The organism is Aeromonas sp. QDB23, assembly GCF_027707745.1.
Lineage (GTDB): Bacteria > Pseudomonadota > Gammaproteobacteria > Enterobacterales > Aeromonadaceae > Aeromonas > Aeromonas allosaccharophila.
Map to the genome: position 1 here is coordinate 44,842 of NZ_JAPCJA010000014.1, position 14,396 is coordinate 59,237.

Sequence of the window (14,396 nt, forward strand, 5' to 3'; positions counted from 1 at the left end):
ACCAATTTGGCTCAAAGCAAAATGAGAATGATTTCGTTTATTGTTGATCTTTGTCGAGAGCTGGGTAATATGCGGCCTGTTTGATAACAGTTCTCAATAAGGATTCGCTGTGACCCATCATAACGCACTCTCTCTGGTTGCCCTCGCCGTGGCAGCCGGTCTCTCTTCCCAGGTCTTTGCTGCCACCCAGAAGGCGGATGAAGTCGTGGTCGTCAGCGGCTCACGGATGGAGCAAAAACTGGAAGATGTCTCCGGCCCCATCTCGGTGATCACCGCCAAGCAGATTGAAGAGCAGGTCGTCACCAATGTCGCCGACCTGTTCCGCTACGAGCCCGGTGTGACCGTGCTCGGCGGTCAGGGGGATGCCCAGACCTTCGTCATCCGCGGCATGGGTGAAAACCGGGTCAAGGTGGTGCGCGACGGGGTGCGCCAGAACGATGCCTACAGCAAGGGCGGTGTCGGCCAGAGTTACTTTGATACCGACATGATCAAGCAGGTGGAAGTGGCCAAGGGGCCGGCGTCTGCGGCCTACGGCTCCGATGCGTTGGGTGGCGTGATTGCCATCACCACCAAGGATGCCAGCGACTTCCTTAAGGGCAAGGATAGCTATCTGGATGTGACCAGCGGTTATGCCTCCAGCAGTCACCAGAAGATGGCGGGCTTTACTGGCGCCCTGCGCACCGGCGAGGTGGAGAACCTGCTGCGCTACACCTGGCGTGATGGCGGGGTGACCCAGAATTACGACTCCAGCAAGAACGACTTCGACATCGGTACCCACGCCCTGCTGCTCAAGAGCAAGTGGAATCTCTCCGATGAGCAGTTCCTCAAGCTGACCGTTGACTACCTGACCGATGGCGAGGAGCCGGATGCGGTCAAGCTCAACAAGGTGGGGACCGGTACTGCCCGTGTCTTTGATCAGCCCATCACCGACAAGCAGACCGACAACCTCTCGCTGGTGCTGGATCACGGTATCGCACTGAATCAAGGCTGGGCCGATCGGATGGATACCAAGGTCTACTTCGGTCGCACCAAGCAGACGCTGGATCAGTACGCCTCGTCCAAGTATCCGGTCAGCCCCGGCAACCCCTATGTGACCAAAAACTCGCTGGATCACAATGTGTTCGATCAGAAGAACATCGGCGCCCAGTTGCAGTTCCACAAGGCGGTCGCGAATCACCGTCTGGCCTGGGGCGCTGAATACGAGCATACCGACAACGAACGTACCCGTTACAAGGGGCCGACCACTCCCGGTGATTTTGTCGGCTACAACGAGCTGAGCTTCCCGGCGACCACCAGCGAACGCAGCGCCCTGTGGGCCTTTGACGAGATCAAGTTTGGCGAGCGCTGGGTGTTGACCCCGGGTGCCCGTTATGACTACTACCGGATGACCCCGGACAACGATCCCGCCTACACAGGCGATCAGCTGCACAAGTTCTCCGAAGGGGAGTTGTCACCCAAGCTGGGTCTGGTGTTCAAGGCGCACGAGGCGGCCAACCTGTTCGCCCAGTACAGCCACGGCTTCAAGGCCCCCATGTATGACAGCGCCTTCTCCACCCTGAACCATCAGGCTTACGGCTATCGCATCGAGCCCAACCCGAACCTCAATCCTGAGAGCAGCGACGGCATCGATCTCGGCGTGCGTGGCAACAGCCACGGCTTTAGCTACGAAGTGGCCAGCTTCTACAACAAGTTCGATGATTTCATCGAGATGGTGGAAGTGGGTCAACAAGGGCGCACCGCCGTCTACCAGTACCAGAACCTGAGCAAGGCGACTACCAAAGGGGTTGAGGCCAAGGCGGATTACTGGCTCAACGACATCGTCAATGTCTGGGGCAACCTGGCTTACATTGAAGGCAAGGATGGGGATGGCAACTACATCAACAGCCTGAGCCCGCTCAACGGCTCGGTCGGTGTGCGTCTGGAACAGTCCCAGTGGAACTTCAACACCGCGCTGCGCTTTGCCGACGACATGGACAAGGTGCGCAAGGATGCCAAAGGCAACGATTACGTGAAGAGCGCCGGTTGGGGTGTGGTGGATATGTACGCCCAGTTCAACCCGATGACCGACCTGCAGCTCAACGTCGGGGTCTTCAACCTGTTTGACAAGGAGTACACCAGCTACGAGCGCATAGCCGGTCGTGCCGAAGGCTCCGATAACAGCCTGATGACCGAACCGGGCCGTAACCTGAGCGCACGGGTCAAATACGTATTCTAAAGAGCAAACAACAGACGCAGATGATCAAAGGGGCTTCGGCCCCTTTTTTGCGGCCGCCATGTTGTGACGATGGCGCAGGGCAGATGTTTGCCTAAAAAAAGAAACCCGCCATGGGCGGGTGGAAGGATTGCAACACTAACCAGGAGGAGGTGTTATCAAGTAGACCCCGCTTCTTCGGTAATGGTTCAATTTTATTGAAGTTTTTTCGTTTTCTTCGTGGGGTTTCCATCGGGATCTGTGGGGGCGGATGGGTTATCATTCTGCTCCCGTCATCCGGTTGCAGAGGATCTATGCCCGCGTTCTCCTGGTTAGCGCTCTTTTTCGGCGCCTTCTATTTTGTCTACGGCGCTTACTTGCCGTTCTGGTCGCTCTGGCTGGAGGGGGTGGGCGTCAGCGCCGAGATGATCGGCCTCCTGCTGGGGGCAGGGATGGCGATCCGCTTTGCTGGCAACCTGATGGTGATGGGGCAGATCAAGGGGGCGGGCCATCTGCTGCCGGTTACCCGATTGCTCTCCCTGCTCAGTCTGCTGGCGTTTCTCGGCTTCTACCTCAGTCATAACCTCTGGTGGCTGGTGGGCTTGACCCTGCTGGCGAACTTTATCTATCCGACCCTGATGCCGGTGGGAGAGGCGCTGGCGACCCGTATGGTGGTGCAGGCCCACCTCGATTACGGCAAGGTACGGCTGTGCGGCTCATTTGCCTTTATCGTCGCCTCGACCTTGGTGGGGGCACTGGTGGGCAACTTCGGTAGCGAGTGGATTTTGCACACCATGGTGGCGGGGCTGGTGCTGATGCTGCTGCTCAGCTGGCTGCCGCTCTATCCGGCGCCACAGGATAGTCAGGGCGAGCGCGCCAAAGCCTCTTTGCTGGCAACCCTGCGCAGCGCACCGGTGCGCCGCTTCCTGCTGCTGACCGCTCTGCTGCAGGGGAGCCACGCCGCCTATTACGGTTTCAGCGCCATCTACTGGAAGGCGCAAGGGTATAGCGGCACCATCATTGGCTATCTCTGGGCGCTGGGGGTGGTGGCGGAGATCTGCATGTTCGCCGCCGACAAGCGTTTCTTGCAGCGCTTTGGCGCCCAGAGCCTCTTTATCGCAGGTGCCATCGGTTGTGTGGTGCGCTGGGTATTGCTGGGTGCCTCGACCGAGTTGTGGGTATTGGTGCTGGGGCAGTTGCTCCACTCGGTCACGTTTGGCATGAGCCATCTGGGGGCGGTGCGTTTCATGACTCGCCAGCTGCCTGCCGAGCAGTTGATCCCGACTCAGGCGCTCTATGCGGCCCTTGGTCTCGGCATGACAGTGGCGGCCCTGATGGCGATTTGTGGCGTACTGTTCGAGCCTATCGGCGGTGGCATCTTCTTCCTGATGGTGCTGGTGGTGTTGCCGGTGTTTTTCCTGCGGCTGCGCCCCTTTGCGCCATCTGCACAGGAGAGTGCTCCGGCCTGATACAGCTCTGTCTGAATCATCACCTGGAAAAAGGGAGAGCCACGGCTCTCCCTTTTTCGTTGCTGCGGTTTGCGGCGTTACTGTTGCTCGCCAAGATAGCGGCGACTGAGACGGCGCCAGGTATCCGAGCCGATGGTGCCAGCAAGCAGCTCATTGGCGGCGGCATCAAAGCGGCCATCCGGTAGCCAGCCCAGTTGGGGTAACAGTTGCGCCAGGGTGGCGTCATTGTGTTGCAGCTCTCGCTCCAGCGCTTCCCAGAAGGCGCTCCCCTTGACGTAAAAGATCGGGTAGTAGGAGCGATCGCCCGCCAGCACCTCGCGGGCCGCCTGATAAAGGCCGCTCTCGCTATGGGGCAGCTGGTTGCCCCGCTCGGCCAGCTCGTTGACCCAGGTGGGCTGTGGAGCAGCACGGCGAGCGCTGAGGATGTGCACCGCCTCGTGGGCCGAGGTGCGCAGCAGGCGCAGGGGCGCCTGTGGCGTCGGTTTGCCAGCCATGGTGGGGTAGTTGGCGACAAACATCTGATCCCCGGAGGCGCCGCCGAGGGAGCGGGTCGCCACATCCCGCCCCAGCCACACCAGTTGCCATGGGTGAGTGGGCGGATCCACATCGAGCTGGAAGGCCAGATAGTCGATGATCTCATTCAGTTGCTGCTGCAAGGCCGGCAGATCGAGCTGATTGGCGGTCTCGTCATGGCTCAGCACCAGCCGCGGATCCGGCTTGGTGACGGGCACAGTGTCCAGACCAAATGGCAGGATCAGCGGCGGCTGGTTGACATCCGGCAGCGGTTGGCAGCTGCCATCTGGCAGACAGACCTTCCCTTGGCGGCTCCCAAGCTGGCGCACCAGATTGCCCCACTCGGTCAATAGCCACTGGTTAGGAGCAAACAGCAGCGACTGTTGGGCCGAGGCATCCGCCCCCAGTGCCGGAGCCGGTGTGAGGGTGATCTGCCAGCCAACCTCTTTGCAGGGGAAGGGCTGGTTGAGGGCAACCGGCTGGTTGTCTGCAAGGCAGACCAGCGCGGAGGAAACCGGCGCGGTACTGCCCGGCAACTGGCGGGCGGGGAGCAGGGTAAAGGGGGGCTCGCCCTGCATGGTGAGGCGTACTTGCAGCACATTGGCGCTGGCGCCCTGCTCGATAAGGTAGCGGGGGCCGTTCGCGCCATCGGCGGCGCAGGCCCACAGTGGCAGCAGCCACAGGGCAAACAGGGTGATATGACGACTCATAAGGGGGTTAGCGCTCCTGCTCGTAGCCCAGCAGATCGCCGGGCTGGCATTTGAGTTCACGGCAGATGGCCTCCAGGGTGGAGAAGCGCACCGCCTTGGCGTGGCCATTTTTGAGGATCGAGAGGTTGGCTTCGGTGATGTCGATGCGCTGCGCCAGTTCGCGGGCGGTCATTTTACGGTCGGCCAGCAGGGCGTCGAGCCGGATGATGATAGGCATAGGATCCTCACACCGTCAGTTGCTGTTCGTCGGCCAGCAGCTTGGCCTCGCGCATCACCAGTGCCAGCGCCAGTACGATAAGGCCCGCCAGCAGCAGCCGGAAATCGGACGAGCTGATGGAGACGGAGCCATGTATCTCGGGGCCGCTCATGGTGAGGACGGTATCCAGCAAGGGGGTCTGGATCAGCTCGACCAGGAAGGAGACGCAGAGCAGCACTCCGATCTGCCGGTAGCGGCGGATCTGCTCGAAGGTGAACAGCAGGCCGTGGCGGTAGCCGCGAAACAGCTGGCGCAGTTGCCACAGCATCAGCATAAAGACCAGATCCGGCAGCAACTGCACCAGGGTGCCGAGCAGCCGGTTGGCGGTGCGCAGCGGATAATCGGCAATGGTAAGGGGGGACTCTGGCAAGAGGTCGAGGGACGGCGTATCACCATTTGCCAGCGGTACGCCGTTGAGAATGTGCGAGCCGCTGCTGTGGATGATCTGGTTGAGCTCCTCTTGCAGCAGGTCATTGCCGCCAAACAGGTGGGACCAGGTCTCCATCAGGGTAATGGTGGGGGTGGCGAGCAGGGTAAACAGCAGCAGCCACTCGATTAGAACGCTCAGGCGTTCGAGTTTGGTCGTTCTCATCATGAACCTCATGGTGGGTGCCATCCCGCTGGCGAAATGGCGTGAAGTTTATTGTTTATCAATATGCAGATGGGCGAATGTTTATCGTTTTACGATATTCAGTCAAGGCAAAACTTATTGAAAAACGATAATTTCAATCTGCCCGAAGGGGATGACTTTTGGCTGCTGCCTCTCTAGACTGGCGAGGCTGTATACAAAAACTCAACATGGACAAGGAGTTATCGATGCACCAGGGATGGCTGCTGATCGGATTGTCGCTCACCTATCTGGGGCTGCTGTTTCTGATCGCTTTCGTGGCAGACAAGCACAAACGGCACCGTCTCAAGGGGCAACCGCTGCTCTACAGTCTGTCGCTGGCGGTCTACTGCACCTCCTGGACCTTCTTCGGTACCGTGGGGCAGGCGAGTGAATCCCCCTGGTCGCCGGTGCCCATCTACCTTGGTCCCATGCTGGTATTCCTGTTTGGCTGGCGGCTGCTGGCGCGCCTCATTCTGGTGGCCAAGCGGGAACATATCACCTCCATTGCCGACTTCATCGCCGCCCGTTACGGCAAATCCCAGCGGCTCGCCATGGTGATCTCCCTTATCGCCATCATGGGGATCCTCCCCTATCTGGTGCTGCAACTGAAAGCCATCGTCACCGGGCTGGATCTGCTGATGGTCAACAGTGGCGGCATCAGCCCGACCAGCAATACCAGCGAGCTGGCGCTCGGGGTCACTCTGCTGCTGGCGCTGTTCAGCATCCTGTTCGGTACCCGCCATCTTGATGCCACCGAGCACCACAGGGGGATGGTGGTGGCCATCGCCTTCGAGTCGGTGGTCAAATTGCTGGCCTTTATCGCGGTGGGGGGCTTTGCCCTCTGGCTGATCTTGAGCAAACCCGGCGTTGCCCACGAGCAGGTGACCCGCGACTTCTTTGCACAGGTGATGGCGGTGAGCCCCGGCAATCTGCTGGAGCTTGCCATCTATACGGTGCTGGCGATGTGCGCCGTCATCTGCCTGCCGCGCCAGTTTCATGTGACTGTGGTGGAGAACAATCAGGGGCAGGATCTGCACTGGGCGCGCTGGATATTCCCGCTCTACCTGTTCGTGATGGGGCTTTTTATCTGGCCGCTGGCGCTGGCGGGCAAGCAGTGGGTGGGTGCCGATATGGCCTCCGACACCTATGTGATCAGTCTGCCGATGGCCCTCGGTTTCGATGGCATGGCGATGCTGGCGTTTCTCGGCGGCACCTCGGCGGCCACCGGCATGGTGATCGTCTGCACCATCGCGCTGGCGATCATGGTGAGCAACGATCTGGTGTTGCCGGTGCTGCTGCGCCGCTTCTGGCGGCAGGGGCGCGACGAGCGGCTGGTGCGGCTGCTGTTGCAGGTGCGCCGTGGCGCCATCCTGCTGATCTTGCTGGCGGCCTGGGGGCTCTACCTCTGGCTCGGCGATCTCACCAGTCTCTCCCGCATCGGCTATCTCTCCTTTGGCGCGGTGGCGCAGTTTGCGCCGGCCCTGCTGCTCGGCCTCTACTGGCGTCACGGCAATCGCAAGGGGGTCTATCTTGGGTTGAGCCTCGGGGTGAGTCTCTGGTTCGTGACTCTGCTGGTAGAGAGTGGCTTGCTGGCGGGCTCGCCCTTGGCCGAGCTGCTGGCGCCGCCGGACTGGCCCGCGTTTCGCGAACTGAGTCTCGGGGCCTGGTGCATCTTCCTGAGCCTGCTCTTCAACCTGCTCGGCTATGTGGCCGGTTCCTTGTTGTCTCGCCCTGCAGTGAGCGAGCGGCTGCAGGCGGCCAACTTTGTCGGCAAGCCGAGCCGCGATACCGCCGCCCTCTATCAGGCGCGGGTCTCGGTCAAGGAGCTGGAGATGCTGGCGGCCCGTTTCGTCGGTTCAAGCCGGGTCAAGCGCGCCTTTGGTCGCTTCGCCGGTGAGCGGGGCGGCACGCTAGCTCCGCAGATGCAGGCCTCGGCCGAATTGATCGCCCACACCGAGAGGCTGCTGGCGGGGGTGTTTGGTACCTCGTCGGCACGGCTGGTGCTCGCCTCGGCCCTGCAGGGGCGCAACATGCAGCTCGAGGAGATCGCCACCATAGTCGATGAGGCCTCCGACGTATTCCGCTTCAACCGCGGTCTGCTGCAAGGGGCGATCGAGCATATCGGGCAGGGGATCTCGGTGGTGGACAGGGAGCTTCGGCTGGTAGCCTGGAACCGCCGTTACATCGAGCTGTTCCACTATCCGCTGGGTCTTATTCAGGCGGGGCGCTCCATCGAGGAGATCATCCGCTACAACGCCGAGCAGGGGCTCTGTGGCCCCGGTGATATCGAGGATCACGTGGCGCGGCGGGTCGCCTTTATGAAGCGCGGCAGCGCCCATATCTCGGCGCGGGAGCGCCCCGACGGGCGGGTGATCGAGATGCAGGGTAACCCCATGCCCGCTGGCGGCTTCGTCATGACCTTTACCGACATTACGCCGTTTCGCGATGCTGAGCGGGTGCTGCGCGAAGCGAACGAACATCTGGAGGCGCGGGTGGCCGAGCGCACCCATGAGCTCTCCGAACTGAACCGTCAGCTGCTGCTGGTGAACCAGCAGGTGGAGCGGGCCAACCACTCCAAGAGCCGTTTTCTGGCGGCGGTCAGCCACGATCTGACCCAGCCGCTCAATGCCGCCAAGCTGTTTACCTCCTCCTTGCTGGAGATGCTGCCCGCGGCTGGCGAGCAGGCTCGTATCGCCCGCCATATCGACGATGCGTTGGGGGCGACCGAGGATCTCATCACCGATCTGCTCGATATCTCGCGACTCGAAGCGGGCAAGTTCAAGGCCAAGAAGCTCGATTTTGCCCTGCGCGATTTGTTCGACAACCTCAAGGCGGAGTTTGGCGTGCTGGCGCAGGCGGGGGGGATCCACTTCTCGGTGGTGGAGAGCAAGCATGCGGTGCACAGCGATGTGCGGCTGCTGCGCCGGGTGCTGCAGAACTTCCTCACCAATGCGTTTCGCTACAACCCGGGTGGTCGGGTGCTGCTCGGTTGTCGCCGGATCGGGGAGAAGATCCGCATCGAGGTGTGGGACAACGGCCCCGGCATCCCGCAGGACAAGCAGGAGGCGATCTTCGACGAGTTCTCCCGCCTCGATCACTCCCGCACCGCAAAGGAGCAGGGGCTGGGTCTGGGGCTTGCCATCGCCCGCGGCATCTCGCAGGTGCTCGGTCATCAGCTCACATTGCAGAGCTGGCCGGGCAAGGGATCGGTCTTTGCGGTGACCCTCAATCTGGCGACCCGGCCGGTCACGGCCCATCAGCTGGCGGCGCCGGTGGTGCGTGACAGCCAGCTGGAAGGTGTAGCCGTGCTCTGTATCGACAACGAGCGGGACATTCTGACCGCCATGAGCACCCTACTCGGCCGTTGGGGCTGCGAGGTGCGCTGCGCCGTCGATCTGGCCGAAGCCGAGGCGCTGGTGGCAGACGGGTTTGTGCCGAGACTGGTGCTCTCCGACTATCACCTCGACGACGGCAAGACCGGGTTGGAGGCGCTGGCTGCCCTGCAACGGGTGTGTGGCGACGAGCTGGGAGGCATCATCATCAGTGCCGATCGCAAGAGCGAGTTGCAGGCGCAGATCCGCGAGCGGGGGTATGGCTACATCAGCAAACCGGTCAAACCGCTCAAACTGCGAGCCCTGATGAACAGTCTGCTGCTGCGCTAGCCGCATCCGGGGCGGCTAGCCGTGAACCGGCTCACAAAACCGTGCAATGATCCCGCAGGCCCTGGTCATGGATGAATGCCGATAACAGAGATTTATTGGCGAAGATATCTTCATCTTCCTGCGTAATGGCTGCCAGTTACTCTATTGGCTTGCCACTGTCGGTGAACGCCGACAGTGGCAGACCGGATTGGCTCACTCTATAGTCGGGATGCGATTTTTTGCATCGCAAATGAAGTAACCGAAGGGCAAACCGATCGCAAGATCGGGACGCAAAGCTTCCGGTCCAGGGATGAGCCGTACTTGAGATAGCGGGGCCACCACAGGTTGTTGTGCACCTTTGCCAAGAGGCCGCACTGCCGTCTGCGTTACCTGTCAGGGCGTAGCCCTTTTCGTTGCCAACATAACGAAATAGGGAAATATAAAAATGCTAAGTCCAAAGCCTACCATGCTGGCCCTCGCGGTCGGTCTATGCTGTGCCCTGTCAGGGCGTAGCCCTTTTCGTTGCCAACATAACGAAATAGGGAAATATAAAAATGCTAAGTCCAAAGCCTACCATGCTGGCCCTCGCGGTCGGTCTATGCTGTGCCTCGTCCGCTTATGCTGCGGCGCCCGGCAAGTCCACTATCGGATGGGGCCCCACCAAGTTTTCCATCGTTGAAGTCGATCAGGCGGCCACTGCCTACAACAATCTGGTCAGGGTAAAGGATGGCGCCGATGTGGAGGTGAACTGGAACCTCTGGAGCGGCGATCTGGGCCAGAGTGCCAAGGTACTGCTCAATGGTCAGGAGGTGTGGTCCGGTCCCTCGGCCGCAGCGGGCAGCGCCAAATTCAAGGTGAAGAAAGGGGGGCGCTACCAGATGCAGGTGGCGCTGTGCAACGCCGATGGCTGTACCCTCTCCGATGCCAAGGAGATCGTGGTCGCCGATACCGACGGCAGCCATCTGGCGCCACTCAAGGCACCGCTGCAGGAGAACAACAAGCCTTACGCCAACAAGTCCGGCAAGGTGGTGGGGACTTACTATGTGGAGTGGGGAGTCTATGGCCGCAAGTTTACGGTTGACAAGATCCCGGCCCAGAACCTGACCCATATCCTCTATGGTTTCACCCCCATCTGCGGCGGGGATGGCCTCAACGACAGCCTCAAGGAGATCGAAGGGAGCTTCCAGGCGCTGCAACGGGCGTGCGCCGGCCGGGCGGACTTCAAGGTGGCGATGCACGATCCCTGGGCCGCCATCCAGATGCCGCAAGGCAGCCTCACCGCCCATGACGAGCCCTACAAGGGCAACTTTGGCGCCCTGATGGCGCTCAAGCAGGCCTATCCGAACCTCAAGATCCTCCCCTCGGTCGGCGGCTGGACCCTATCCGACCCCTTCTACTTCCTCGGTGATAAAACCAAGCGCGATGTGTTCGTCGGCTCGGTAAAAGAGTTCCTGCAGACCTGGAAGTTCTTCGATGGCGTGGATATCGACTGGGAGTATCCGGGTGGTCAGGGTGCCAACCCGAAACTGGGCAGCCCGAGCGATGGTGCCACCTATGTGGTACTGATGAAGGAGCTGCGCGCCATGCTCGACGAGCTGGAGGTCGAGACCGGGCGCCAGTATGAGCTCACCTCGGCCATCGGGGCGGGGGGCGACAAGATCCAGGATGTGGACTACAAGGCGGCCCAGCCCTACATGGATCACATCTTCATGATGACCTACGACTACAACGGTGGCTGGAGCAAGACCGAGCTGGGTCACCAGACCAACCTCTATGCGGCGAGCTGGGATCCCGATACCAAGTACACCACCGACAAGGCGGTCAGGCAGTTGCTGGCGCAGGGTGTTGAGCCCGGCAAGCTGGTGGTCGGGGCCGCCATGTATGGTCGTGGCTGGACCGGGGTGAGCGGTTATCAGGGCAACAACCCCTTCACCGGTACGGCAACTGACAAGGTGAAGGGAACCTGGGAGGACGGGGTGGTGGATTACCGCGACATCGTCAACAACCGGATGGGGGCGGGCTGGGAGCAGGGCTATGACGAGGTGGCCGAGGGGCCCTATCTGTTCAAGGCGGCGACCGGCGATCTCATCACCTATGACAACGAGCGTTCGGTCAAGGCCAAGGGGCAGTATGTGCTATCCAATCAGCTCGGTGGCCTCTTCTCCTGGGAGATCGATGCCGACAACGGCGACATCCTTAACGCCATGCACGAGGGGCTGGGTCACGGCAGTGGCGTCACGCCACCGGCCAACAAGCCGCCGCTGGCCAATGCGGGCAGTGACCTTAAGGTGACCGGCCCGACCGAGGTGACGCTGGATGGTTCGGCCTCCCACGATCCAGAGAACAGCGCACTCGGCTATAGCTGGAAGCAGATCTCCGGGCCGCAGGCTGGTTTGCTCGATGCCACTCAGGCCAAGGCCCGTGTGGTGCTGGACGCGGTGGCTGCCGACATCAATCTGGTGTTCGAGCTGACGGTGACCGATGACCACAACCTTACTGCCCGTGATCAGGTGGTGGTGACCAACAAGGCGCCGCAAGTCAACCTGGCGCCGGTGGTGAGTGTACCTGCCACGGCCTCTGTGGAGGCGGGCAAGCAGGTGACCCTCAAGGCGACCGCCTCCGATCCGAATGGCGATCCCCTGACCTATCAGTGGAGCGTGCCGGCAGGCATCACCGCAACGGGTCAGAACAGCGCCACTCTGGTGGTCACCGGCCCGAGCGTGACCAGCGACACCGGCTATGACCTGAGCGTCACCGTCTCCGACGGCGGGCTGGATGCCAGTGCGGCAACCCGTCTGACGGTCAAACCGGCCAGCAGTGGCGGTGGTTGCACGGCGACTGATCCGGATGCGATCAATTGGCCAGTCTGGAAAGCGGCAAGCACCTATAACAGCGGCGACAAGGTGAGCCACAACCAGCTGGTGTGGCAGGCCAAGTACTGGACTCAGGGCAACGAGCCGAGCCGCACCGCGGATCAGTGGCTGCTGGTGAGCAAGGTGCAACTGGGTTGGGATGCCAATGTGGCCTACAACGGTGGCGAGATCACCACCCATAACGGTCGTCAGTGGAAGGCGCAGTACTGGACCAAGGGCAATGAGCCCGGTAAACACGATGTCTGGCAGGATGTGGGGGCCGCCAGCTGTAAATAAGCGTGGAATAGTGGCGGGGCATGCCAGTCATGCCCCGTTTTTTCTCCCCGCACAATTAAATGCTGGCAGGCCTGCCAACTTGCTTCGCTTCGCTTCCCTTCCCTTCCCTTCCCTTCCCTTCCCTTCCCTTCCCTTCTTGTCTCTTGCTCGACGACTGCGGCCCTTGCGGGCTAGTGATTGATGCTCTCCCCGATAGCTGGCATCTGTGCCGCCTGCTGCTCCTTGCGGCGCCGCTTGTGTTGATACATGGCTGCATCGGCCCTGGCAAATGCGGCTGCAAAGTCGCCGCGATAGGGGGCCATCCCCATGCTGCACGAGATAGTGGGGGAGGCGCTGGCCAGCATGGTCGCCAGCATAGTCATTGTCTGTTGCAGCGTGGGCGGTGCCAGAGTGGTGAGCAGCACAAATTCATCCCCGCCAAAACGGGCGGCAATCACCCCCTGACCGAAGTGCTGGCGTATGCCATCCGCGATCAGGCGCAGGGCCTGATCACCCGCCAGATGGCCGCAGCTGTCATTGAGCTGCTTGAGATTGTCCATGTCGATCAGCAGCAGGGTGCCTTCCGGCTGTGCCTGCAGAGCGAGTTCGAATTGCTGGCGATTGGCGAGGCCGGTCAGCTGGTCGGTATTGGCCAGCTGATAGATGCGGCGGGACTGCTGATAGATGGTGATGGCGTGGCGAATATCCCGCGCCAGAATTGCCATCAGGTGGCTGTCGTAGCGGGTAAAAGCATGACGTTTGCTGCTGTCCATATTGATCATGCCGTAGAGCTGACCATCGATATGGATTGGGGTCGCCAGGGTGGCCCGGATGGGCAGGTCGCTGCAGTTGACCAGCAGCTCCTTGTCCTGTTCGGACAGGGGCATGGTGGCATTGATCTTCGACAGGTCGTTGATCAGCAGCGTTTTGTTGCAGCGCCCCTGAGTCAGCTTGTACTGAAAGGTGTGCTCAAGCGGTAAATTGATCCGCCGCAGTTTCACCAGATCCATGCCGATGGCCGCTTCATATCTCAACATCCCTGTGCCCGGCAGCAGCTTGATCAGGCAGCCCATCTCGGCCCCCGGGATCAACATCACGGCCCGTCTGAGCAGATCCTCCAGAAAGGCCTCTTCGGTCTGGTATTGCGCCGAGTTGCGGGCCAGCTCGGCGGTGATTTCGTTGATCCGGAGCGCCTCACTGAGATGCTGCCACTGGCGCTGCAGATGGTAGCGGTAGTGGCGATAGAGCCAGATGGTGCAGATAAGGTAGCTCTGGAGCAGCAAGGTGCAGGCAAGCGGTGCCTTCTGCCAGCCGTTGAGGCTGTTGAGCAGCAGGATTATCCCCGCCAGTGGCAGTGTGTAGACCGTCAGGCGAACAAATTTGTCGTATCTGGATAGCCGGGTGCGTGAGGGGAGATCGCTGGGCATGAAGGCACCTGATGGTCATGCAAAACGGCGATTATATATTCATACATTGCGATGCAGATGGGTATTTTGATGTGAAATACGCTTACTGATTGATTTTTATCGTGTTGATGTGATTTGGATCAATAAATGGCGCGCCGCCTTCGGTTGGGGATGATGACATTCCTTTCATGCATGAGTCTGTTTATTAAGCGTTAATTCTAAAAAAGTGAGTGAAATGTGAGCTTGGCAACAGCTTGGCTGGCAATGGTCGGATTTGCTTAGCTATCCGAATTACCTTAAAGTTAATCTGCGATTATTTATCGCCAAGAATAAAGTTGTGACAAGGGCAAACCGATTGAAAAGTCGGGACGCAAAGCTTCCGGTCTAAGGGACATATCGACCTAGGATAGCGGGGCCACCACAGAGTTATGCAGGCTGCCTTTGCCAAGGGGTGGCCATTTTTGTGTTACCT

At 60.5% G+C, this 14,396-nt stretch carries 8 protein-coding genes and 2 riboswitches; of the genes, 4 read left to right on the plus strand and 4 right to left on the minus strand.

Annotation, left to right across the window (positions count from 1 at the left end):
• The first annotated feature begins 109 nt into the window (after positions 1-109).
• A complete protein-coding gene (locus PG888_RS08595) occupies positions 110-2,215 on the plus strand; it encodes a TonB-dependent hemoglobin/transferrin/lactoferrin family receptor (protein WP_075114041.1) in 2,106 nt (701 codons plus the stop codon).
• Between the two features lie 290 nt (positions 2,216-2,505).
• Positions 2,506-3,660, plus strand: a complete 1,155-nt coding sequence (locus PG888_RS08600) for a 3-phenylpropionate MFS transporter (protein WP_111805191.1) — start codon at positions 2,506-2,508, stop codon at positions 3,658-3,660.
• 77 nt (positions 3,661-3,737) lie between these two features.
• Here PG888_RS08600 and PG888_RS08605 read toward each other — a convergent pair whose 3' ends face one another.
• Genes PG888_RS08605 through PG888_RS08615 form a run of 3 tightly spaced genes read right to left on the minus strand, consistent with a single transcriptional unit; the run spans position 3,738 to position 5,731 of the window.
• Positions 3,738-4,883 carry a hypothetical protein gene (locus PG888_RS08605; protein WP_270693259.1) on the minus strand — a complete coding sequence of 382 codons (1,146 nt, stop codon included), beginning with the start codon at positions 4,881-4,883 and terminating at the stop codon, positions 3,738-3,740.
• A gap of 7 nt (positions 4,884-4,890) precedes the next feature.
• A complete protein-coding gene (locus PG888_RS08610) occupies positions 4,891-5,100 on the minus strand; it encodes a helix-turn-helix domain-containing protein (protein WP_042656491.1) in 210 nt (69 codons plus the stop codon).
• 7 nt (positions 5,101-5,107) lie between these two features.
• Entirely contained in the window at positions 5,108-5,731 is a 624-nt protein-coding gene (locus PG888_RS08615; protein ID WP_270693260.1) for a DUF2975 domain-containing protein, read from the minus strand.
• A gap of 224 nt (positions 5,732-5,955) precedes the next feature.
• Here PG888_RS08615 and PG888_RS08620 point away from each other — a divergent pair, with 224 nt between their 5' ends.
• Both PG888_RS08620 and PG888_RS08625 read left to right on the plus strand, forming a co-directional pair.
• Positions 5,956-9,411: a hybrid sensor histidine kinase/response regulator gene (locus PG888_RS08620; RefSeq protein WP_270693261.1), complete on the plus strand. Its 3,456-nt coding sequence runs from the start codon at positions 5,956-5,958 to the stop codon at positions 9,409-9,411.
• A gap of 234 nt (positions 9,412-9,645) precedes the next feature.
• A riboswitch (cyclic di-GMP riboswitch) is annotated at positions 9,646-9,733 on the plus strand.
• Between the two features lie 211 nt (positions 9,734-9,944).
• A complete protein-coding gene (locus tag PG888_RS08625; RefSeq protein ID WP_270693262.1) occupies positions 9,945-12,539 on the plus strand; it encodes a glycosyl hydrolase family 18 protein in 2,595 nt (864 codons plus the stop codon).
• A gap of 170 nt (positions 12,540-12,709) precedes the next feature.
• Here PG888_RS08625 and PG888_RS08630 read toward each other — a convergent pair whose 3' ends face one another.
• Entirely contained in the window at positions 12,710-13,945 is a 1,236-nt protein-coding gene (locus tag PG888_RS08630; RefSeq protein ID WP_270693263.1) for a sensor domain-containing diguanylate cyclase, read from the minus strand.
• Between the two features lie 314 nt (positions 13,946-14,259).
• Positions 14,260-14,347, plus strand: a riboswitch (cyclic di-GMP riboswitch).
• Positions 14,348-14,396: the final 49 nt, after the last annotated feature.